At 39.4% G+C, this 22,619-nt stretch carries 19 protein-coding genes; 17 read left to right on the top strand and 2 right to left on the bottom strand.

Features of this window, described 5'->3' with window-relative positions; genetic code table 11:
* Positions 1 to 142: 142 nt before the first annotated feature.
* From E4663_RS08070 to E4663_RS08020, 11 genes are all read left to right on the top strand, one after another.
* Positions 143 to 931, top strand: a complete 789-nt coding sequence (locus E4663_RS08070; protein ID WP_135327212.1) for a hypothetical protein — start codon at positions 143 to 145, stop codon at positions 929 to 931.
* A 38-nt stretch (positions 932 to 969) separates the two neighbouring features.
* On the top strand, positions 970 to 1,512 hold the full coding sequence (locus E4663_RS08065) for a 2'-5' RNA ligase family protein (RefSeq protein ID WP_158290457.1): 543 nt from the start codon (positions 970 to 972) through the stop codon (positions 1,510 to 1,512).
* Positions 1,513 to 1,727: 215 nt separating this feature from the next.
* Positions 1,728 to 2,402, top strand: coding sequence for a hypothetical protein (locus E4663_RS08060; protein ID WP_135327210.1), 675 nt, complete (start codon positions 1,728 to 1,730; stop codon positions 2,400 to 2,402).
* A gap of 186 nt (positions 2,403 to 2,588) precedes the next feature.
* A complete protein-coding gene (locus E4663_RS08055) occupies positions 2,589 to 3,248 on the top strand; it encodes a hypothetical protein (RefSeq protein ID WP_135327209.1) in 660 nt (219 codons plus the stop codon).
* Between the two features lie 205 nt (positions 3,249 to 3,453).
* The gene (locus E4663_RS08050) at positions 3,454 to 4,353 is read left to right on the top strand and encodes a peptidase MA family metallohydrolase (protein ID WP_158290456.1); all 900 of its coding nucleotides are present in this window, start codon (positions 3,454 to 3,456) and stop codon (positions 4,351 to 4,353) included.
* Between the two features lie 109 nt (positions 4,354 to 4,462).
* Complete coding sequence (locus E4663_RS08045) at positions 4,463 to 4,786, top strand: hypothetical protein (RefSeq protein ID WP_135327207.1); 324 nt, start codon at positions 4,463 to 4,465, stop codon at positions 4,784 to 4,786.
* A 663-nt stretch (positions 4,787 to 5,449) separates the two neighbouring features.
* Positions 5,450 to 5,929, top strand: coding sequence for a hypothetical protein (locus tag E4663_RS08040; RefSeq protein WP_135327206.1), 480 nt, complete (start codon positions 5,450 to 5,452; stop codon positions 5,927 to 5,929).
* A 789-nt stretch (positions 5,930 to 6,718) separates the two neighbouring features.
* Positions 6,719 to 6,943: a hypothetical protein gene (locus tag E4663_RS08035; protein ID WP_135327205.1), complete on the top strand. Its 225-nt coding sequence runs from the start codon at positions 6,719 to 6,721 to the stop codon at positions 6,941 to 6,943.
* Positions 6,944 to 7,524: 581 nt separating this feature from the next.
* Complete coding sequence (locus tag E4663_RS08030; protein ID WP_135327204.1) at positions 7,525 to 7,746, top strand: hypothetical protein; 222 nt, start codon at positions 7,525 to 7,527, stop codon at positions 7,744 to 7,746.
* Between the two features lie 336 nt (positions 7,747 to 8,082).
* Positions 8,083 to 8,637, top strand: a complete 555-nt coding sequence (locus E4663_RS20360) for a CPBP family intramembrane glutamic endopeptidase (protein ID WP_135327203.1) — start codon at positions 8,083 to 8,085, stop codon at positions 8,635 to 8,637.
* A 107-nt stretch (positions 8,638 to 8,744) separates the two neighbouring features.
* Entirely contained in the window at positions 8,745 to 9,107 is a 363-nt protein-coding gene (locus E4663_RS08020; RefSeq protein WP_135327202.1) for a hypothetical protein, read from the top strand.
* 411 nt (positions 9,108 to 9,518) lie between these two features.
* On the opposite strand, the gene E4663_RS08015 is transcribed toward E4663_RS08020, so the two are convergent.
* A complete protein-coding gene (locus tag E4663_RS08015) occupies positions 9,519 to 10,100 on the bottom strand; it encodes a helix-turn-helix domain-containing protein (RefSeq protein WP_135327201.1) in 582 nt (193 codons plus the stop codon).
* A 93-nt stretch (positions 10,101 to 10,193) separates the two neighbouring features.
* On the opposite strand from E4663_RS08015, the gene E4663_RS08010 reads away from it, so the two are divergent.
* Together E4663_RS08010 and E4663_RS08005 are read left to right on the top strand one after the other, a co-directional pair.
* Positions 10,194 to 11,168 carry a DMT family transporter gene (locus E4663_RS08010; RefSeq protein ID WP_135327200.1) on the top strand — a complete coding sequence of 325 codons (975 nt, stop codon included), beginning with the start codon at positions 10,194 to 10,196 and terminating at the stop codon, positions 11,166 to 11,168.
* A 406-nt stretch (positions 11,169 to 11,574) separates the two neighbouring features.
* Positions 11,575 to 12,999 (top strand): aldehyde dehydrogenase family protein, encoded by a 1,425-nt coding sequence (locus E4663_RS08005; protein WP_135327199.1) that lies wholly within the window; start codon positions 11,575 to 11,577, stop codon positions 12,997 to 12,999.
* Positions 13,000 to 13,106: 107 nt separating this feature from the next.
* Here the strand turns inward: E4663_RS08005 and E4663_RS08000 are convergent, their stop codons facing one another.
* A complete protein-coding gene (locus E4663_RS08000; protein WP_135327198.1) occupies positions 13,107 to 14,252 on the bottom strand; it encodes a CapA family protein in 1,146 nt (381 codons plus the stop codon).
* A 542-nt stretch (positions 14,253 to 14,794) separates the two neighbouring features.
* Here E4663_RS08000 and E4663_RS07995 point away from each other — a divergent pair.
* From E4663_RS07995 to E4663_RS07980, 4 genes are all read left to right on the top strand, one after another.
* Positions 14,795 to 16,903: a glycoside hydrolase family 3 protein gene (locus tag E4663_RS07995; RefSeq protein WP_135327197.1), complete on the top strand. Its 2,109-nt coding sequence runs from the start codon at positions 14,795 to 14,797 to the stop codon at positions 16,901 to 16,903.
* A 68-nt stretch (positions 16,904 to 16,971) separates the two neighbouring features.
* Positions 16,972 to 18,252 carry an exo-beta-N-acetylmuramidase NamZ family protein gene (locus E4663_RS07990; protein ID WP_135327196.1) on the top strand — a complete coding sequence of 427 codons (1,281 nt, stop codon included), beginning with the start codon at positions 16,972 to 16,974 and terminating at the stop codon, positions 18,250 to 18,252.
* Positions 18,253 to 18,639: 387 nt separating this feature from the next.
* Positions 18,640 to 19,329: an ABC transporter ATP-binding protein gene (locus E4663_RS07985; protein WP_135327195.1), complete on the top strand. Its 690-nt coding sequence runs from the start codon at positions 18,640 to 18,642 to the stop codon at positions 19,327 to 19,329.
* Positions 19,326 to 22,565: an ABC transporter permease gene (locus E4663_RS07980; RefSeq protein ID WP_135327194.1), complete on the top strand. Its 3,240-nt coding sequence runs from the start codon at positions 19,326 to 19,328 to the stop codon at positions 22,563 to 22,565. The genes E4663_RS07985 and E4663_RS07980 overlap by 4 nt, the downstream gene beginning before the upstream one ends.
* The last annotated feature ends 54 nt before the right edge of the window (positions 22,566 to 22,619 follow it).

The following is a 22,619-nucleotide window of genomic DNA, read 5'->3' as shown; positions in this document are numbered from 1 at the left end:
TCGAGTCTTACGCTATCGGGGGCATACCTTATAAAAGGTATGTCTTCTTTTCCGATAATATTTATTGAGGTATTGCGTCTTATTTGAAATAATTGGTATGAGAAGAACGGTTTCTACTAATGTTGAGATTGAGGTGAATTAAATGGAATACGCAGTTTCAGTAACAGACACGTCTTACGCAGAAGGAATTGAAAGAAACGGACGACACCTTCTAGAACTACTTAACCATTTCTCGCGTTCGTTAGAATCTTTAACTACCTTTAAATCTCCCAGAGGAATTATCTTTCATGACCTAAAGTCAGCTACAGAGCTTTATTCAACAATTCCTCTTCCAGCATACACATCAAGAGACCTAATACATATTAACCCACTGATAGATACATGGAAAGACATCTTTTTATCAACAACTCGAGGGCTTTTAAAGGCCGAGCAGTATTACAAGAATCTTTCGATGGATGATATAGCTGTTATTGCAGCACATGAGTTAACACACCATGCTGATTTCTTTCATTCTGAGTTTGAAGATTGGGATGAAGAAGAGAACATGTGGTTCGAAGAAGGATTGTGTTTTTACATACCACGGAAAATGATTTTATCACCTGACAAATTCAATGAAATTATGGATGTTGAGCGTCATTTGATTGAGTTATATAAGGGGGATTATGGAGAATACACAATTGATCTTTTTGGTGAATCTGCTGACCAGGGTGGAAACGACTTTAGTTATGCCTCTGCTTTTTATGATTATTGGAGAAGCACGCATATCGTCCGCGTATTGATAGAAGATTATTGTGACGGTGAGATGTGTAAGCTGATGGATTGCTATAAGGACTGGGTGAATGATTCTTATGGAATTTATCTCCAAAATTTCTTCATTGAAAAATTCAAACTAGCTAAGCAGGAAGCAAGGGAATTATGGCTGGCTGCGTAATCCTATTTGAATTAAATAATTAGCTGAGGAGGATGATGTTGACTAAAACCATAGGTCTAGCTACATTACTGACTGGAAAAGGTAAGCAAAAGGTACTTGAATTTTGGGATGTTTTTGAGGAAGAATACAATTCTGTAGGCGTGCAATCTTTTGACTATCCCAATCTTGGCTTTCAAGGGGGAAGTTGTAAGGACATAAATTCTTTAATAGAGGATTTAATTGAACTATGTAAAAAGGTTCGTTCTTTTGAATTTGAAACGCATGGTATTGGTTATTTTGAAGACACAGCTAACGTAGTTTATTTAAGTGTTGATAAGAATCCCAACCTAAAAGAATTACATAACGACCTTAATAGTCTTATGAAGAGACATTGTGATAATATTTTCAAGCTATATGAACCCGATAATTGGGTGCCGCATATCACATTAGCCATGCAAGATTTATCAGATGATGACTTGAATAGATTCAAAAGTGAATATAAAAATGCTCAAAATTTCAATCAAGAGATCAATAATATTGCGCTGGTGGAATTTAAGACTGATGGTGATGTAGAGCTATTAGAGAAAATTGATATTCTGTAGATTATCTGCTTCATATCTTAAGTGAGTGGATTATCTTGAATCTGCAATAGGGAACGATGGCTGCACATTGAGAGTGGCTATCATTTATTGGGCTAACGAAGTTTAGAAAAGTAATTGACCACAAAAAATATTAAAACATTGAAGTGGAGACGGTTCCAGCGTTTCCTTAGTGATGCAAAAATACCGTCTTCGCCCTATGAAAAGGAGGAACGAATATGATAGAAAAATTTGTGAAAATTGGGATTCTGCTTTTAATCGTTTTACTTGTCCCAGGGTGTGATACATCTGAGAGTCCGCAAACCACATCAGCCAACGCTCCTGCCAAAGCAGAGGAAACTGTTCAAAAAAAGACTAATGACCAAACCGAAAAACAAAAGCCAGTACACCTTAAATTACCAATTGATACAAAGTCCCTCGATTACCTTCCCCTTGATTTTACCATCGAGGGCACAGAAGACATATACGGTATTGAAGTAGAGGATTTGAATAAAGAGAATACCTTCTTCAATGTAACCCTCACATTTAATGAGGATAAACATGATGTTAAGATGAACGGAGCTGTGGAATTCGAGGAAAAATCATATGGTCTAAAAGGGAGCGGATGGTATATTCCGATGGTCATTGACGGTGATAAGCACTACTATATCAGCTATGAGGGTCGTCTGAAAGGACCGGAGTCACCAAAGAAAGAATCTAATCAAAATGGAGAAAAGAGTGATGTTATATATTCAAACGGTTTTTTGTATGTGAATGCAGATCGTCCTGAACAGTCAGCTGCCTCCTTGTCTGCAAGTTATGATGACGATTCATCATTATTTGCCTTTAACGAAACTAACGAAGTCATTAAGAAAATCAGACAGCACCTAGATTCTCAAAAATCCGAGGAGTAACGAAGAAGCAATTTTTAACAAGCAGCGGGACGGTCCATTGCTATATTTCTATTGGTCGAATACAAAGCAGCCTCTTAATCATTCTTGCTAATTATTTGAGTAAGTCCTTCTGGGTAAATAAATTCAATTCATTTTCATTTAATAAATAACGTCCATTACTTAATTCTGGGGATAGTAGGTGAAGTATTGATTAGAAAAAATATATATGTACTATTAGCACTCGTCTTTTTCGTAAGCACAGTAATTTTTGGTGTGTATCAAAAGGTTGAAAACAATAAATATGAAGCTTTTATTTCTCATGAAATAAAAAACGGAATTTTGAAATTCGCAAATGGTGTTACAATAAATAAATCCATAATTAGCGACGCTTTAGAAAATAATGAAATCTCTAGAGAGCAGATAGAGGAGCTAGAACTTTACTTTGGGAACATAATAGAAAGTGGTTTTACTGTGATTGACCTTTCTACAACTTGGATGAATAAGATCGATGCATCTCAATACAATAGTAGTCCATACCCAGTACATATGGTACTAGATTTCAATAACTACATAACCAGACTGAAAAGAGAAGAATTCGTTGAAAAAGATACATACTTACTAACAGAAATAGACACAACAAAGCTCAAGATAATGAAAAACATCTTTACAAGCTGGGAGAATATCTTGGCGCAGAACATAATCGGGATTGAAAAGAATAAGAAGAAAGACTCTGGAATAACAGTTACGGATAAGTTTCCTAAAATCTATGGTGATGACTTAATAAATAAGAAGGATTGGATAAATTTAATTGATGATATTCAAACAAAATCACAATCTTTTGAAGAAGAAATAAAACTTAATTTTTAAGGTTATCTCGATTTCAAGCCTTAAACTATTGAGGGCGATTCTGCAGCAAATGAATTGCCTCTTTTTAGATTTTAGAGGGACATGGAGTAATAGCAGTTGCGACTGTTCTCAGCAAATACACCCTGTGATAAGCTGAAGTTATCAACTTTTTCCAAACATGACTTTCAAATGTGATTTGGAATATAAAGGAGATATTTATTATAGGATGAGAAGGTTTAAGGGAGTTCCATTTATCGTGATCCTTGCACTATTAACAGTGTTACTGCTCGTTACGTTTGTAGAGGGGGTATTCACAGAAAAAACATACGTAAAAGAGACAAACAAAGATTTACCGTTGTCTCAATCAGTAAAAAGTGACGCAACTTCAAATTTAGAAAGCTCAAATGATAACCTGTTGAACGATGAGAGGCAAAAAGAAAAATATCATCATATTTCAATTTATTACCTAGATGATTTCAAAGAGTTGATGCCAATCACAAAGGAGACCTTGGACTGGGCAATGGTTAAAAATAAACAAGTATTTGGCAATGTGGAAACAGAGCCGGTCCAATTGGTTATGTTTGAAAATAAGGATAACTTAAGCAAATTCACTGCACTTGATGACGTATCAGGATTCTATTCAGATTTTTGGAAATTGATAGCCATTCATTACACCAACAAAGATTGGATATTGGAGAGAAGGGAAACCCCGCTCTATTTTTTCCAAAAAGCTATCTTACATGAATACACGCATTATATTTTCCGTAGGAAAATAGAGGACTCGGATATTCGCGTTTCTGATTATCCAGTATGGTTTCAAGAAGGTGTAGCCGAATATATAGGTAATGATGGCACTGAAGTATATTACTCTGAGTTTCAATTGGTGCCATTTGCTCAATTATTCAGTGGAGAACAATGGAGCAAAGGAAGACAGAAAGACGGTTCAGGTGTTTATAAACAAAGCTACTTTGCGATTAAATATCTAACTGATACATACGATGAAATCATAATAAAGGATATTATCCGTAAAACAGAACAGAATGGAGACTTCGAGACAGGTTTTACAGAAGCTACAGGTATTACTCTCCATGATCTAGAAAATAACTTTCTGAATTCATATAAATAGTGGACAAAGCGTATTTTCTGGTATTCCTGACGTTAGGATATATTGGTGTTGAGTATTAAACAAACGGGGGCTTATGTGGAATATTAGTCGTAACGAAAGGGTTTTTTGATTGTTAAAGAAAGTGATATCTTTGGTTTGTATAACAATTGTTGTGTTGGTTCTTGGAATGGTGGTAACTACACCATCCGAAGCAGCTTTTAACAGATGGGTTTCCGAAAAACACAATATCAATAGTGAAATAGATGGAAATTGTTTGAATGGAAAAAGTCAGATAAGGTTTAGTTCCTCTCATTTTAAGAACGCTGGAGTATTTGCTTCGCAGGAACAAAAATTTGAAGATCCGGATGGAGGGGAAATAATAATAAGAACTTTAGGTGTGTTCGGTCAGTTAATTGAGATGGAGAACAGCAAACTATGGGAGGTATTAAATTAGGTTTTATCTGAGGTGGAAATTATCTCGGAATCGAGTCTTAACGTATCGGGGGGCTTTTCTCAAATATCTTTGTCTCATAACAGGAGTGACAAAATAAGATGAATATTTTTCTATTAATAGCTATATATATATTGATCGGCTTAGCGGTGATTTATTTCAAAGAGAAATTACCAAAACCAATAACTACTTTTTCTATTGTATTTCTAAGTATGAGTTTCTTATATTTCGGGTCAATTTTGTTAGGATAAGCATACTTATCTCAGTACTGAGTTTTAAACTAACGGGGGCAACTCTTAAAAGGGGGATCCTTACAAGGGTTAACTGGAATTTATGAAACAGAAAGGATCGAGTTGATTTGTTTTTATTCTTTTCGATAATTTTAGCTGCAGTACTAGGTTGGCTAATAATGATGACTGGACCACTATTTGGAGGGATTATTGCATTTGGAATAATAGCCGGCTGTTTATTTAGGTGCGTTTTTCTTTTGAATAAGATCGCCGCAGAGCTAGTTGACAAGGACTAAATAATTCCTTGGTTCGGCACTCGTTATTTTGAAGCAAAAGATAATTATCTTTAAATCAATTATTTAACAATCGGGGGCTAACAAGTGAGTTATTTAATTTACGATAGAATATAAGGGAATACACCCTAAAGGTGAGATGTATGGTCAAAGTAAAATATCTATTAGCTTTTGCAATTATGGTAAGTGTCTTTGGTTGTGCTCCGAAAAGCCAATTGGATGAGAAGGCTTTTAATGATTTAGAAGTTATGGTGAATCAAAAATTCGTAGACCCTGAATACAAGCAATATTTTGATAGTCACAAATTCAAGCTAACCAAAATAAGAACTGTAGATATTGAAAGGTTGGGCGAAGGTTCAGTAGAGAAAGGGTTAGTTAGAGGAACATATATATACATTGAAAGGGACGTGAACGATTCATTCGAAGCCTTAAGGCTGTTTGAAAAAGAGAAAATGTTAAAAGATCTTGTGAGAGGACTTGCGAGCTCTAGAGGCAAGGAATGTGGAAGGAACTTTTCTCACGCTTGTTTTTTGAAGGGGGTTGCTCTTCATAGTGAAAATAGAACATTTGCAATGGAGTGGGAACCAAAGAAGGATGAATTTAAAATGGAGATAACCGACTGAGGCGGTACTCTCTCTATTTTTTTACAGTAATGTTTGTAGCATTCTTTTTTTTGTGCTGGTGTAGATGAAAATTCATTTATGTAGGTTTTGGCTGAATAGTTTATTAGCAAAAAGATTAAATAGGAGAGCTTTCAAGTTCATGAAGGGTAGGTTCGTTGAAGACTCAGTTTCGAGATATTAGGCGGTTAGAAATGTTATTTGTACTCATTCACATATAAATTAAAGTGCTTTTTAGGAGTGGTAGTTATCTTAGACCTTCTGATAATTGGTGTAGTTGCTGTTGGAGGTGGAATAGTTGCTCTAATTGGGTTTTTGGTCATTATAGGGAGAAAAATTACTGGACCCAATAAAGAATTACAGCAAAAAGTTGAGAGCCTTGAAAACGAAGTGAAAAGCCTCAAAGATAAAAGGTGAAGCAGTTTCGAGTTATTCAGTAACGGGAGGCTTTCTTTGAAGAAATGAGAATATCTAAGAAAAGGAGAGATAATGAACATGGAGACAGATATAAACGATTTTAAAAAAACAGATATTGAAAAGGGTGCTGATCTGTTTATTAAGGTGTTTAACTCTGAACCCTGGAATGAAGAATGGTCGCACCATATTTTAAAATAATATTGGTAACATTGTTTTCATTTACGTTCTAATTATCTTGATACTGAGTCTTCGTGTAATGGGGGCTATTGTGAAAAAGTTACAAAGAAGATACTGAGACTAATGTGATTGTTATTAAATCTTAGGTTTTATTAAGTCTCAAGACGTGACGTTAAATACGGTTAGGAGGAGCAAAGTATGCCTTCCATAATTTCAGGAATTATTTTTGTTGTTGGATTACTGTCTTATTATTGGTTTTTCTTTGTGGATTACGGAGCAATAGTCACTTTGATTATTACTTTTCTTTGTGGTTTGTTTGGAGGAGCGATTGCATTTGGTACTAGTAATCGAAAACTAATTACCATGCATGTACTACTAATTCTTAGCCCACATCTCCTGTTGCTAGCTATCAATATATTTTAAAAGTACTTTTCAAAACTGCTACAATTTTATTTATCTCAGTACTGAGTCTTCCACTAGCGGGGCTATTGCGCATAAAAAGCATGATGTGGCGTAATCAATTTTACTTTAGAAAATCTTTTAACAGTATCAAGGAATAAGCACCTATTAAGACTGCTATCACCAAAATAAGTATCACAATTAGTATTTCCAAAGAGAACCCTCCATTCAAGTTGTATTGTCTAATATAAATTACGAAAAGATGGCCTTTGGAGTTTCAAATAGCTGTAGCACATCCCGAAGAGTGGCTATCACTTATTGTGTTAACGCCAGGTTACTATATTAGTTTTTGTAAGAGAAGGTATCTAGATGGAGAAGTATATTAAAACTTTTATTGGTATATTTGTTATTAGCTTTATTATCTTTATACTGGGCAATGGATTTTTTGATAGCTCAACCATTTAGAAACAACAATTTTATCTGTTGGTGCAGCAGTTATTTTCCTTCTATGATTACTAACTGCATAAGTGCAATACCTTATAGATTTAATGAAGATGAAATAATTGGAATTAAAAGTGTCAATGAGATGTAGGACCAAGAATTAGATGTGTATAGCAACTGTTGTAGTTGGTTATCCTATTTTCTTTATCAGTGTAGCATTGTATTTCTCGGTGGTTTGGCAGCCCTGGAAGTCGAACAATGCTTTCGGTATGGATCTTGATGCAGCTATTTGGGACCCAAGTGAGCTGACGTGTTTTGGTTTTACAGAAGAGCACTATCTGTTTGAAATTCTAAGTGATAAGGAGCCTGTCGTGAAAGTGGAGTAATCCAGAAATTGAATTACAGTCTATCCCATGATGTTTATTACAAGAAGAATCTTTAACGATTGCGAGCGTTAGTTGAAAACCAACTCCAAAGTATCTCGGATTCGAGTCTTCGAAAAACGTGGGCTTTAATTAAATAAGCCAAATATAAGAACGAGGAACTTCCATTAAATTGGAAGTTCATTTTTTTGTAGTAATATCAACACTAAACTTTAACAGAGCCTAACGATAAAAAATGACTATGATCTGTATGTGTCGAATTATGGAAAAGTATGGGTTTTTAGTAACTGGCTTGTAATTAAAAAATGAAAAAACTTCAATTGATGGGAATGAATTTTAATGCAAATGCAAGGGTTCTCAATAATTTGGCCTATGGTCATTTATGGTAGCCTGGTTTGTATAATTAGCCTTATACCAACAATGAGAAACAATTATAGAAGAGCATTTAACTTAATGGTATTAAAGCACCTCCGTACATATCTGGTTATGATTGCCGCACTATTGTTTATTTTCTTCGCGAACTTAATCATTTTCAATCGTTCCATTTTTTCAACATTTGATTTGATTACAAGCGATTATTCCAGAACGCTTTTATTGGATAAAGTGGAGTTGTTCCAATATATCCTCTACGTTGTTGTTGTAGCTCCTGTTATAGAGGAGATGTTGTTTAGAGTTCCACTCTCCATATGGATGAACAGACTCACCTATTTCATAATAGCTCTAATGACCTCCTGTACTATATTCGCTTTTCTTCACCCAGAGTATTGGCTGTTTGGCTTTATTTTAGGGGGTGTGTTCGGGGTTACTTACAAAATAACAAAGTCCATCGTTCCAGTTATATTGATCCATGTAATTTGGAACGTATTTGCTCTATTTTATTTTAATAATATCTAGGACTTCGTGAATTCTGCATAGGGGCGATTACAGGCGTTCCCTTTCTCACTAACGAAGCTGGCTAATTAAAGATAGAAAAAAAACTGGGATAAAAAAGGAGGAATTTTTTGTTAAACCGAAAAATACTTTCTATATTTGTTGGAGTTGTTACTACGCTTTTTGTTAGTTTTACTTTAATTACGCAAAATGACGATTTATTAGTGACACCATTCATTCAATATATTTTTGGTTTAGTAACAGCGAATGTATGGGTGTCTGGAATATCTGCTTTTCGTAGAAAAAAGAAAGGGTTAGGCTTGTTCTTTACTTTCATCACATTGTTTATGCTAAGTGTTATCATTTTAATTAACACTATGACAATTGAAGGGATTATTCCAGTAATAACCATATATATTGTATTCGGAGTTCCGATTGGTACAATTGCGATTTTTGTCCACCGAATAAACACTAGTAATGAATTGGAACTGTGATGAAATTATCAATGAGCAGTAGCTAATCGGCTTATTAAAGTAAAAGGGGACGATTCTCATACAGTAGGGTCTCCTTTTTTATGTGCAGGATAAGAAAATAAAAGAAATTTTACTAAAAAACAAGATATTCTGAGGAGAGGTTCTGTGGGGTTTGTTAGTTGGGTAAAGTGGATAATAATTTCAGGAATGATCTTAATAATTGGACTAATCTGTTACGGTATTCTTTTTTCATTATCGATGAACGATTTCTAATTATGTATAAAAATAATATACGTTATTTAAGTGTCTTTCTTAGAAGTACTATTGCAAAGGTATATCTTTTGATGATTTTATTGTAAATGATAACAAGCTGCTTTGACAGTTACTAGATCTCAAAAAAGGAGAATAAAGCTGCCGAATCGGCAGCTTTTTCTATGCCTGCGTATAGATCATCACGAAATGTAGAACGGCCCCAACTGAGTCTGGATTGATATAAGCATGATCTTGATCAGCTTGAAACTTGATCGAATCATACATTTCTAGCTCATAGATACCATCTTGGACCCTCACGTTCACACGTCCTTCCATGACAGTGATGTACTCGATCACACCTTGCTGATGGGCATCCGCACTGTACTTGCTGTTCGGCTCAAGAAACGCTCGGTGCGTTTCTAATGAACCGTACCCCTTCATGTTGAACATCGGTTCCAGGACTAAAGATTCATTCGCGCTAAGTACTTTCTGCCCTTCGTGTTTCCTCGATATTACCACGTCTTGTTTTTCAGCGAGCAGCGATGAAATAGGAATCGCGAGGCCATTTGCAATCTTCCAGATAATCGTTAACGATGGATTCGCTTCTCCTCTTTCAATTTTCCCTAACGTTAGATTGCTAACATCCGTTCGTTCTGCTAGATCTGCTAACGAAAGGTTTCGTTCTTTCCTAATCGATCGTAGCGTTGCACCGACTTGCTTCGATAATTTTTCTGGATCTTCCCAGTTATTTTTTCCACTCATACGATATCCTCTCCATCAAACAATTTTACATTTTGATACATATACTATAATATACATGTTATTAACTATACTATACAGAAAAGAGCGATTTTATTGAAAGAGATAGCCCTCGGTATTCTTTCGTCGATGTTTTTTGCCGTTACATTTATCTTGAACCGCTCGATGGAACTTGAAGGTGGAAGCTGGATGTGGAGTTCTTCCCTTCGTTTCTTCTTCATGGTTCCCTTTCTACTCCTTATTGTACTGATGAGAAGCAACCGAAAACAAGTTTTTATCGAACTAAAAAAAGAACCTTGGAAATGGCTGACTTGGAGTTTTGTAGGCTTCGTCCTTTTCTACGCCCCTCTAACGTACGCTGCAACATATGGACCAGGCTGGTTAGTGGCAGGCACATGGCAATTCACGATTATTGGTGGGATCCTCGTCGCTCCTTTCTTTTTCAAAGTAGAACGAACCTCTAAGGGCATCGTGAAACGACGACACCGCATCCAAACAAAATCCCTCGCCATTTCGCTTATTATCTTGATCGGAGTCCTATTGATTCAACAGCAAAAAGCGAGTGAGCTCACGATCGTTCAGGTTATTATCGGGATTGGTCCTGTCATTTTAGCGGCGTTCGCATACCCACTCGGAAACCGCAAGATGATGGAGTTATGTGAAGGAAAGCTCGATACGTTTCAGAGAATACTGGGGATGACGATCGCTAGTTTACCATTTTGGTTGTTTATTAGCGGGGTTGCAGTCGCCAAAGTTGGCTTACCGAGCACGAGTCAAGTGACACAATCGTTTATCGTAGCAATCTGTTCAGGCGTCATCGCGACAACGCTATTCTTCCTCGCGACGAATCGCGTGAAGCATCACCAAGGAAAGCTCGCTACAGTGGAAGCCACGCAGTCGACGCAGATTCTGTTTGTGATCGCAGGTGAAATGCTGATGTTAGCGAGTCCGCTCCCTACAGGAATTGCTTTAGTAGGCGTTCTGTTCATTATCTTAGGAATTATTGTTCACACGTTTAATATGAAAAAGATGAATACGGTCACGGTTGCGAGAGAGTTGAAAGCCCAATGAAGGGAAGAGGATGCCCCCTCTTCCTCTAACGGTTAACCTCCTAACCACTTCTGGAAACCTAGCAATATCTGCTCTAGCATAGCTAGCTTTCATGCCATATGAAGTAAAGATGTCTTTAACTTCCCCAGTTTGCTTTCTGTTCTTGCTATATGTCCATGGTGAATACCTTTCTTAGCAAATTGAATTGCTGTGGCGCGACCGATACCACATCCTTTGTAATGGAAGCAATTTTCCCTTTTCCTCTTGTACCAATTTATTCATTCCTTCTATACCAATAGTGTAAGCGTAATCCGAATCAACCTAAAAAAACTGCTGTAGGTTCGAGATGTTTCGTTTAGAGCATAAGCGGTAATACACGACTACATAAACAAAACTATACAACTTTTTTATAGAGGAGAATTTGAATATGCGTACGAACTTAAAACATTACATTAACGGCGAATGGGTTGAATCGACTGGTAGTGACACCTATGACGTTATTAACCCTGCAACGGAAGAACCAATGGGACAAATTAGTTTAGGGACGAAGGAAGACCTGACTAAGGCGGTTCAAGCAGCTCGCGATGCTTTCCCAAGTTTCTCTCAAACTTCTAAAGAAGAACGTATTGAAATGCTTGAGAACATAGCCGAGGCATATGCACGACGCAAAGATGAATTTATTGATGTCATGACGGATGAGTTAGGTGCACCTCTTGAAATTTCGGAGAAGGTTCACTATAGCATGGGCTATAATCATTTTGCCCAAGCGGCTGAATCCCTTAAAAATATTGAATTTATGGAACACCGTGGTGACCATACGGTAGTCAAAGAATCTGTTGGGGTAAGTGGCTTAATTACACCATGGAACTTCCCAACAAACCAATCTTCAACGAAAATTGCCAGCGCATTTGCTGCCGGTAGCCCAGTTGTTTTAAAACCATCTGAGATGACGCCGTTTGCTGCCATTATGTTAGCAGAGATTTTTGATGAAGTAGGCGTACCTAAGGGTGCATTCAACCTAGTTAACGGTACAGGCGAAACAATCGGTGATGGCATTAGCTCACACCCTGATATTGACTTTGTTTCATTCACAGGTTCAGCTGGTGTCGGAACAAAAGTAATGCAAAATGCTTCTGAAACGATTAAAAACGTTGCTCTTGAACTAGGTGGTAAATCTCCATTGATTGTTCTTGAGGATGCGGATATGAAGGATGCTGCACGAAATGCAGTAAGTAATATCGCCACGAATACTGGACAAGTTTGTTCTGCAGCTACCCGAATGATTGTTCCAGCTTCTAAGAAGGAAGAATTTGAACAAGCAGTATTAGAAGTGCTTCCTGAATTCCCAGTGGGTCATCCACGTGAAGGAAATTATGTTGGACCACTTGTATCCAAGAAGCAGTGGGACACCGTTCAGTCCTATATTGAGAAAGGGATTGAAGAAGGTGCAAATCTAATTGCTGGTGGCACAGGACTTCCAGAAGGGTTAGAGAAAGGGTATTACGCGAAGCCAACGATATTCACTGATGTTTCTAATGATATGGTCATTGCGCAAGAGGAGATCTTCGGACCTGTAATGAGTATTATTACGTATGACACAATCGATCATGCGATTGAAATAGGAAATGATGTTGTATATGGACTAGCAGGTTATGTCTATGGTAAAGACCCAGAAACACTTAGAAAAGTTGCGACATCCATCCGTGCTGGACGCATCAAGGTAAATGATGCCTCTCATGATTTCAATGCACCGTTTGGCGGGTATAAGCAATCAGGTATTGGCCGTGAGTGGGGCGATTATGGAATTGAAGAATATCTTGAGAAAAAAGCGATTCTTGGGTTCCCTTCCTAATTGATAATGGATTAAGTAAGAGCTATTCTCCTAAAGGGGAGAATAGCTCTTCTTTTTTAATGTATGAATAAAGGTAAATATCAGGAGCCTCGTCCGGGTTTTTCAACTTAGTTTACCGATAGATCATGGATAGATGTTTTCATGTGTTTGGATAGTTCTTGAAACATGTCGGCATCAAATTCCTTCATAGGAGTAATTTTGAAATCCTGGTCATTTTCAAAGTCTACATACGTGAGTTTAAACTGGGGATCCTTTATATCGATTGATGTTCCTTCCATACCCTTCACTTTTTGTACCTTCACACCCGCTATGCCACCAATCCGTCGGTACTTTTCTTCTTGGCCAGAGAGAAAATTGCCGAGAGAATAAAAAACGAGAGTTTGAGACCCATCTGTATTTTGAATCCATTCCGGTGGTTGCAGCACGTGTGGGTGATGTCCGAGTATTATATCTGCACCTTGTTCGGCCGCAAAAGCTGCCAATTCCCTCTGAGCATCACTTGGGTTTCTTTCATACTCCTTGCCGAAATGTAAACTTAAGACGACGACATCTGATTTGCTGGAGGCGCGCTTGATGTCAGAGACAATCAGGTCTTTATCAATCCTATTCACTAGGTAAGGCTTCCCTTCAGGGGTCGGAATTCCATTTGTTCCATAGGTGTAAGCTAAAAAGGAGAAAGTGATGTCATTCTTTTTGATTGTTGTAATGGTGTTCCTTTCCTCCGGTGACAAGTAGGAACCCACCATTTTAATTCCTAGTAAATCCCATTGATTAATAGCGTTTTCAATAGCGGGAACACCCCGGTCCAGGGTATGATTGTTGCTCATAGAAACTATATCAATGCCGTTAGCTTTTAACGTATCTCCTAATTCAAAGGGCGTGTTGAATGAAGGGTAGGTGGATAACCCGATTGCGGCACCCCCCATGATGCTCTCTGAATTCGCAAATGTAATGTCAGCATTTGAAAGAAAGGGAGAAACCTCCTGAAACATCGGATTAAAGTCATAACCAGAAGAAGTCTTCGCATCATTATATACCTCATTATGTATTAACAGATCCCCCACGGCCGCGATAGAAACTTCGGTCACTTCGGTCACGTCGGTCTTCTTCGTTGGTTTGTACAGCGTTCTCATATCGGATGACACGCGTTTTTCCATTTCTGCATCCTTCGGTTGGGAGAAGATACTGGAACCGCCAATGAAACTAGTAACCACAATAATCGCTACAATAATAAGCAGGCTTTTATTTTTCATCAAACCCTCCTAATTTATAATTTTTTGATTCGATATTTCTATAAAACACGAGTAATATCACTGATTTACAGACCATTTGCATACCCAAAATAAGCAACCGCATGCGATTTTTTTAGAATATAAGGGGAGTAGTTTCGACACAGTAACATTTTCATTATATAAGAATTGTTAAATTCAGACAAATTACCCCGTTATTATATATTATTTCCTAATATAAATGAAAGAATGTAAAAGGAAGAGTACTACTAAAAGCGCCAAGTCACATCCACTAAAATGGTGCGACATAATTATTTAAATGATTCGATTGAAATGGGAGGAAAGATTTGGGAAACAGAGAAATGATCAAAGATTCAGGCCTTAAGTGGTATAGACGACTATAACTATTTCCGTTACGCTTTTATTACAAAATGTAAACGTTTACAACATGAATTCACCTGTCCCGACTTAATATGGCATTGGTTATTAAGGAGATGTTTTGCAAAAGGGTCTTTATGGATAGTAAGACACCTTTTACAAATAGATAAATCAAGGAGGAATGGTGAATGAGAATGGCGGGCAAATGGATGTTTATCTTTACACTGACCATTGGTATGATGCTGCCGTCCTGGTTAATGGGGACAAAGGTGGAAGCGGCTGAAGAAAATGGATTATCCGATGTCATTATCTTTGAGAATGTCCCAGAGGCAGATGTCACGATGGAAGGAGATTCGTTTACTCTCTCGGCACTGAACGTTTATGAAGACGGACATTTTACTAGGGTAGAGGAAGGTCTCGTCTGGAAATCGAAGAATGTAAACGTTGCTACCGTTGAAGATGATGGTACGGTTACGTTTACAGGACAACCTGGTCGAGCATGGGTGACGGTATCGAATGGCGAATTTAAAGACCGGATCGCTTTGGACTACAAGCCAGATCGTTCAGAGAAGAAGAAAGGCAAGCCGGAATTCAAGCCTTCCATTAAAAAGCAGGGCGGTGATCGTTACGACCTCGTACAACATGCCCTCTCCAACATGACGATGGAGGAAAAAGTCGGTCAGATGCTGATGCCTGATTTTAGAAAGTGGGAAGGAGAAAATGTCACAAAAATGCTCCCTGAAATCGAAGAAATGGTACAGAAATATCACCTGGGTGGGGTTATTTTATTCAGGGAAAATGTCGTGACAACAGAACAAACAGCGAAGCTTGTCTCCGATTATCAAGCAGCATCTGAAAAATACGGACTACTGATGACGATTGACCAGGAAGGCGGCATTGTAACTCGTCTTCAATCAGGTACGGATATGCCAGGGAACATGGCTTTAGGTGCCACGCGCTCGGAGGAAATTGCGGAAGATGTTGGTTCAGTGATCGGAGCTGAACTTGAATCCCTTGGCATCAATATGAACTTTGCCCCCGTTATGGATGTGAATAACAATCCGGATAACCCTGTCATCGGCGTACGTTCTTTTGGTGAAAATCCAGAGCTCGTCGGGAAAATGGGAGTAGCTTACACGAAAGGTCTGCAAAAGCACGGGGTAGCCGCAACGGCGAAACACTTCCCGGGTCATGGAGATACGGCGACAGATTCTCACCTAGGTCTTCCTGAAGTCCCGTACGACCTAGAACGTCTGAAGGAAATTGAACTGTATCCGTTCCAACAGGCGATGGATGCCGGGATTGATGCGATCATGACCGCACATATCACGTTTCCGAAAATCGATGATACCAAAGTAATTTCACAGAAAGATGGTACTGAAATCGCCATTCCAGCTACGCTTTCTAAGAAGGTACTTACAGGTTTAATGCGTGAGGAGATGAATTATGAAGGAGTCGTCGTCACTGATGCTTTGAATATGAAAGCAATTGCTGACCATTTTGGGCCGGTCGATGCTGTTATTCGTGCAATCAATGCCGGGACAGACATTGCGCTCATGCCAGTAGGTCTTGAAGAAGTTGCAACAGGGGTCTATGACGCTGTAGAGTCCGGTGAAATCCCGATGGCTACGATTGAAGATTCGGTGGAACGGATCCTTACACTGAAGTTGAACCGAGGCATCATTAAAGAGGAAACAATGCAACCAATTGAGGAGAAAATCGCAGAAGCTGAGGCAGTCGTCGGATCAGAAGCACATAAAGCTGTTGAAAAAGAATCGGCAGAACGCTCTATTACACTCGTGAAAAATGATGGAGTCCTGCCACTAGAATCATCAGGTGATGATCAGGTAGTGGTTATCGGAAACACGTTTATTGCAGACCTTGCGGATGAAGTAACTGCTCACCACTCTAATACAACGTTGATCAAAACAGGAGAAAGCGAGTTAACGGCCGAGCAGAAACAAATCGTGGCGCAAGCAGAAAAAGTCATCTTTGGTACGTACACATACAATGTGTACACGCGTTCGGCAAACCATCCTCAAATGCAGTTGATGCAAGAAGTGATGGCCAATACAGATGCAGAAGTGGTCGGTGTTGGAATCCGCAATCCATATGACGTCATGGCTTATCCAGGGGTGGACGCTTATATCGCCCAGTATGGCTTCAGAGATGCAAGCTTTGAAGCAACGGCTGCTACCATTTTCGGTACAAACAATCCAACTGGCCAACTGCCTGTGACGATCCCAGGTACAGATGGTGGCGTATTGTTTGAATATGGGACAGGGTTGAGCTATTAGGGAACTACGGTATGAACAAAGAGGGGCACCGCGCCCTTCTTCATCATAATCAAAAGGGAGAGATTATTTTGAAAAAGTGGTTTATGCTCGGGCTCGTATTAATCATGACATGGTCGACGTTCTCCGTCGTTTTCGCGGATCATAATGGAAACCCTGGGAAACACAAAGGACATCATAAAAAAGGGGAAGCCTTCAAGCTTGGAGTGGAAGTCCTCTTAGATGAAGAGAAAGAACTGATTGAAGGGAAGAATGTAGGGCTTATCACAAACCCGACCGGTGTTGATCAAAATTTGAACAGCATCGTTGATTTGTTATACGACGATGAGGACGTCAACCTCACGGCATTGTATGGCCCGGAACATGGGGTCAGGGGCAGTGCTCAGGCCGGAGAGTATGTGGATTTTTATATAGACGAAAAGACGGGAGTTCCTGTCTACAGTCTCTATGGTAAGACACGTAAACCTACTAAGGAAATGTTAGAGGACATTGATGTGTTGTTGTTTGATATCCAGGACGTTGGAACACGTTTTTACACGTATATCTATACGATGGCGTATGCGATGGAAGCAGCTCAGGAAAACGACATTCCATTTATCGTACTTGATCGCCCGAATCCGCTAGGTGGAGAACAAGTGGAAGGTCCCGTGTTGGACGAAGACTACAAGTCCTTCGTTGGAAACTATCCGATTCCACTTCGCCATGGAATGACAGTTGGAGAGCTTGCGAAATTGTTCAATAAGGAATTTGAGATTGGTGCGGACTTAACGGTTGTGGAAATGCAAGGGTGGAAGCGGAGCATGGACTATGATGAAACTGGTCTTGAATTCGTAGCTCCTTCACCGAATATGCCGACTGTCGATACGGCTTTCGTTTATCCAGGCGCGGCGTTGATTGAAGGGACGAATGTTTCAGAAGGGCGCGGTACGACTCGGCCATTCGAATTGATCGGTGCACCTTTCATCAATAGTACGGATCTTGCTGCAGCGATGAATGCTTACAACCTACCGGGAGTAAGGTTCAGAGCGGCATCCTTCACACCATCTTTCTCAAAGCATGCTGGAGAATTGACCCATGGAGTGCAGATACACGTCACCGATCGTGAAGAGTTCAATGCTGTAGAAACCGGTGTTTATCTCGTGAAGACGATTCATGACATGTATCCGGAAGACTTCGAGTTCCGTGCGGAAAACTCTGCAGGCGTATCCTTCTTCGATCTTTTAGTCGGGAATGGCTGGATTCGAGAAGCAATTGAAAATGGAGAATCTGTTGAAGACATAAAAGATCGGTGGGAAGATGAGCTCAAAGACTTCAATAAAGTAAGGAAGCACTACCTCCTTTACAAGAAATAAAATGATATATGCGAAAATTCGAAGCACAACCCCATTCATACTATGGATGGGGTTGTGCTTCTTTTTATAGTCTATTCTGCAATACAATCATGAAAAAAATTAGGAGAAGGAGGTTGCAAAATAGTATTAATGAAACGGGAGATTCTCTAACAGAGAGAACGTCCGCCTATTTAAATATTGAGCCAGGAAATTGAGGGTTAAGTTTCAAGATCAGTATGATTCAGTTTTGGTAATTAAAGGGATTTTTGAGAGTGATAGAGAAGTGGTGTAATAGAGTTTTAAATCTAAAAATAGGCACTTCGTAATATGGGTGAAAAATAATCAGTATTATCATAATGATTTTTGTACATAGTTGAATTCGTACTAAATCTTCATGGAGGAATGTATATGCCACATACAATAGAATGCGTTGGATTACATAAAGAGTATATGGGAGACGGTGTAAATACAATTGCACTAAATCAAGTTAATTTGGAATTTGTAGAGGGAGAGTTCGTCTCCATTGTTGGCTCTTCGGGTTCTGGGAAGTCTACTTTTCTTAGTCTTGTTGGTACACTAGATGCCCCGACTAGTGGGCACATATACTACGAAAAGCAAGAGCTACATGGAATGAACGCCAATGAGTTAGCAGACTTCAGATTTGAACACATTGGCTTTATTTTTCAACAATATCATCTGTTGCCTACTATGACGGCTCTTGAAAATGTAATGGCACCGCTTTTATCTAGGAAGGTTTCTTACGATAAGAAGGATCGTGCGAAGCAGCTGTTGGTGGATGTAGGACTTGAAAATAAGCTTCATTCCCTACCTTCCCAGCTTTCAGGAGGACAGCAGCAACGTGTTGCTGTAGCTAGAGCTTTAATCCATGAGCCTCATTGGCTGCTAGCAGACGAACCTACTGGAAATCTCGACACCGAAACAGGCGAGATTATTTTTGACCTGCTCCTTGAACTTAATAAGGAGAAAGGATGCGGGGTTATCTTTGTTACACATGAACCCGAGCTAGCTGTTCGAGCTGGTCGTACAATTGAAATGAAAGATGGAAACGTCATACATGATAATGGGGGAGGAAAATGATACGATTCATTTGGAATTCGTGGTGGCGAAATAAGGAACGGTTTATTTTGCTATTGATTGGTGCGTTGATTGTAAGTATCGGGTTAAGTTATCTAGTTGGAACGACTCAAGCTAGTCAAGGTACAATCGTTGATGAACTGCAAAAACGTTGGAAATCATCCTACGATATTGTCGTACGTCCTCCTGGAAGTAGAAGTGTAACAGAAGATAAAAAGTTACTAGAGCCTAACTATCTTAGCGGACTTAGTGGAGGAATATCTCTTGAACAATATGAAACCATCCGTTCCATGGAAAAGATAGAAACAGCAGCTCCGATCTCCATGATGGGTTACGTAGATTATGGTACAACACTGGCGGAAGTAAATTATGATGAACCTGGTATATATCGTCTACATATGAGCAATTCAACGACTAATGGTGTCAGTACTTATGAGGACGACAATACCCTTTATTTCACTGTTGGAGATTGGCAGGCCCCACAAGGTACCCAGCGTGAATATGGCGTAACTGGATTTAATGGAAAGCTGATTAATAGCAATAATATCCTGATTGCAGGAATAGACCCAGAAGCAGAAGCCCAATTAGCAGGGTTGAATGATGCCATTTCAGATAAAACGGAACAATCCAAAAGCTTTTTAGATAATGAAGCGTACGTTTCAATCAAGGAGGTCAGTACAGGGATCCAGAATATTAATATCCCTGTTCTGTTGAGTAACCAGTCATTTGTGGAAGGAACGTCCACCTATACTATTGAAAAGCTCGAGCAATCTTTTAAGCAGGATGAACAAGAAGAAGTTATGAACGAAGTTAAGGATAGGGGAGGAATTCAATACCTCGATGATCTTGAAGCTAAACAAATCGATCACTTTACTTTTACCTCAGAAGAATCCCACCAAAAAACGATTGAGTTAATCAAAGGAACCAATGAGGATGCCGGGGCATCTCTTGACTCCTTCAACTGGATGGCCTTCCAGCCCTCCCCCGTAAACTATCAAGAAGTCAGCAGTCCATTCGGGGAGCGTTGGCCTTTCGCCTATCAGGTAGAACCCTATTCTGTGCCAGAGGACAGCCCTTTAGCACAAAAGCATGCGTACCGGCCTATCAGTATGTTTTCCGAAACTAGTGAAGGCTGGCCTCGTTTAGAACTTGATTTTCATGGGGTGTTTGACCCCTCTCAATTGGACCTGTCTAAGGATCCATTGAATGAGCTCCCGATGGAAACGTATTTTCCTTCAAGTGCAAAATGGGTAATGGATAATGATCAGAATCCTATTAATCCTCCAAAAGAAATGAAGCCACTGAACAATCCTTATGGTTTCCTGACGAAGCCTCCACTGTTGTTGACCACTATTGAAGCTGCTTCTCAGGTTCTCGGAGAGGAGCCGATATCAGCTATCCGTGTAAAAGTGCACGGTGTCAATGAAATGTCCGAATCTAGTGGACAGGTGCTTGAACAAATAGCAAAAGACATTGAAGAAGAAACAGGTTTGATCACCGATATTACTTTGGGGTCATCGCCACAGCCGGCCATTACCCACATCCCAGCTTCTGGTGAGAAGGAGAGCCTTGGATGGGTTGAACAACCTTGGATTAAGCTCGGTTCTTCTATCTCCATTTTTAAGGAGTCGAAAATGGGATTGTCCGGTGTTATAGCTAGTGTCATTGTCGTAGCTATAGTGTATGTGTTCACCTCTAACATCATGATGATGTATGCACGTAAAAAAGAGTTTGCCGTATTACTTGCGGTAGGCTGGCGACCGAAGCAATTGAGCTTGCTAATATTTATAGAAGCGCTTATCCTAGGAATCTTTGTCTCCTTAGTCAGTTGGCTGATACTAGGGATCATTTATGTCACAAATGATGTGGAGACATCTATATGGAGGCTGCTGTTCATCGCTATATTCGGACTGTCGGTCTACCTTTTAGGTTCGTTGGTTCCGAGTGTTTTAGTGCAAAGGATTTCGCCATACGAAACGATGAAGTCAGGGGAAGTGTCAACAAAGAAAAGACATAGCTTCCAAGCCCTCACTAGCTTTGGGATGGCAGCCAATCAATTGATGACCCAATGGAAGAGAGCGTTGTTATCCGTTGTCTCTATTGCCCTTCCTGCGGCTATGTTAATGTATTTTTTGTTTATCACCGTTCAATTACGTGGAACCATGTATACTACTTGGCTTGGTGAGTTTGTAGCCATGGAAGTCGGTGTCATGCATTATATAGCTATGGGTGTTGCATTACTGATTGCTATTCTCACCACCGCAGAAATCATGTGGCAGAATGTATCCGAACGGCAAGCAGAATTCTCTGTCTTGAAAGCATTAGGATGGAGGAATCATACGGTAAGGGTGCTAGTCCTTTGGGAAGGTGCTATTTCTGGATTGATTGCTGGACTGTTAGGTCTTTCCATATCCCTTGCAGCCATCACCATCAGTTACAATCAATTTCCATTTGATTCTCTATTATTTTTCTCGTCTACCCTTTTAATCCCAATTGTTACGGGAATTGTCGGAGCAATGTTACCTGCCATGAAGGCCGTACAATTGACACCGAGTGAAGGTTTTCGGGGAGGGGTATCCAACAAGGCCAAAACAGAAAAGGCGTTCCGATATGTATTCAGTATGGGAGGTGTTACCTTGGCTGCCGGAGTCGTTGCCATCATGCTGTTTGCCATACCCGCAAATTCGAATTCGAATTCGAATGAACAGGTTGATTCCAGTAGTACAACTACGAATGACATCGAAGGAACGGAAGGGGATCTTGAGGTTTCTGCCCCCACTGAGGAGGAAATCAAAGTTGAGGGTGATGAACCCGGTCAATCTGGGGATTCTATCATGTCGGAGAAAAAGACTGCATATAAGACCTTAAAACTTGGAGATGAAGTATTTGACGGAGAGGATAAAGAAGTCACTGTAGAACGTGTAGATCCTCCCTCAAGTCTCAAAACAACCGAGAAGTTAATCACCATCCGAATTTCCTATCACAAGAAAACTGGAGAGGCGAGTGTTGTGTATAAACCGCAAACTTTCCAATTGATGAATAGTGATGGGGAGTCTTACAAACCGATAGAATTCGAAGAAGTGACCACAGACTCCACTTGGAATGGATTTGAAATTAAAGGTAGAAGCAAGGTTGTTACAGAATCGACTTTTGAAGTATCTGATAGTAGTGAGAAGCTAGCATTCAAAATGAATGGAAGCTGGACTCCTGGGGAAATAATTATAGAAATTGATAGCTAAATCAGTGAACAACAAGAGCTTATCAAATTAATTATATAAAGGTTTAAAATAGCA

The sequence above is a fragment of the Halobacillus salinus genome (assembly GCF_004684905.1).
GTDB lineage: Bacteria > Bacillota > Bacilli > Bacillales > Halobacillaceae > Halobacillus > Halobacillus salinus.
This window is presented reverse-complemented; position numbering and strand designations above follow the sequence as displayed.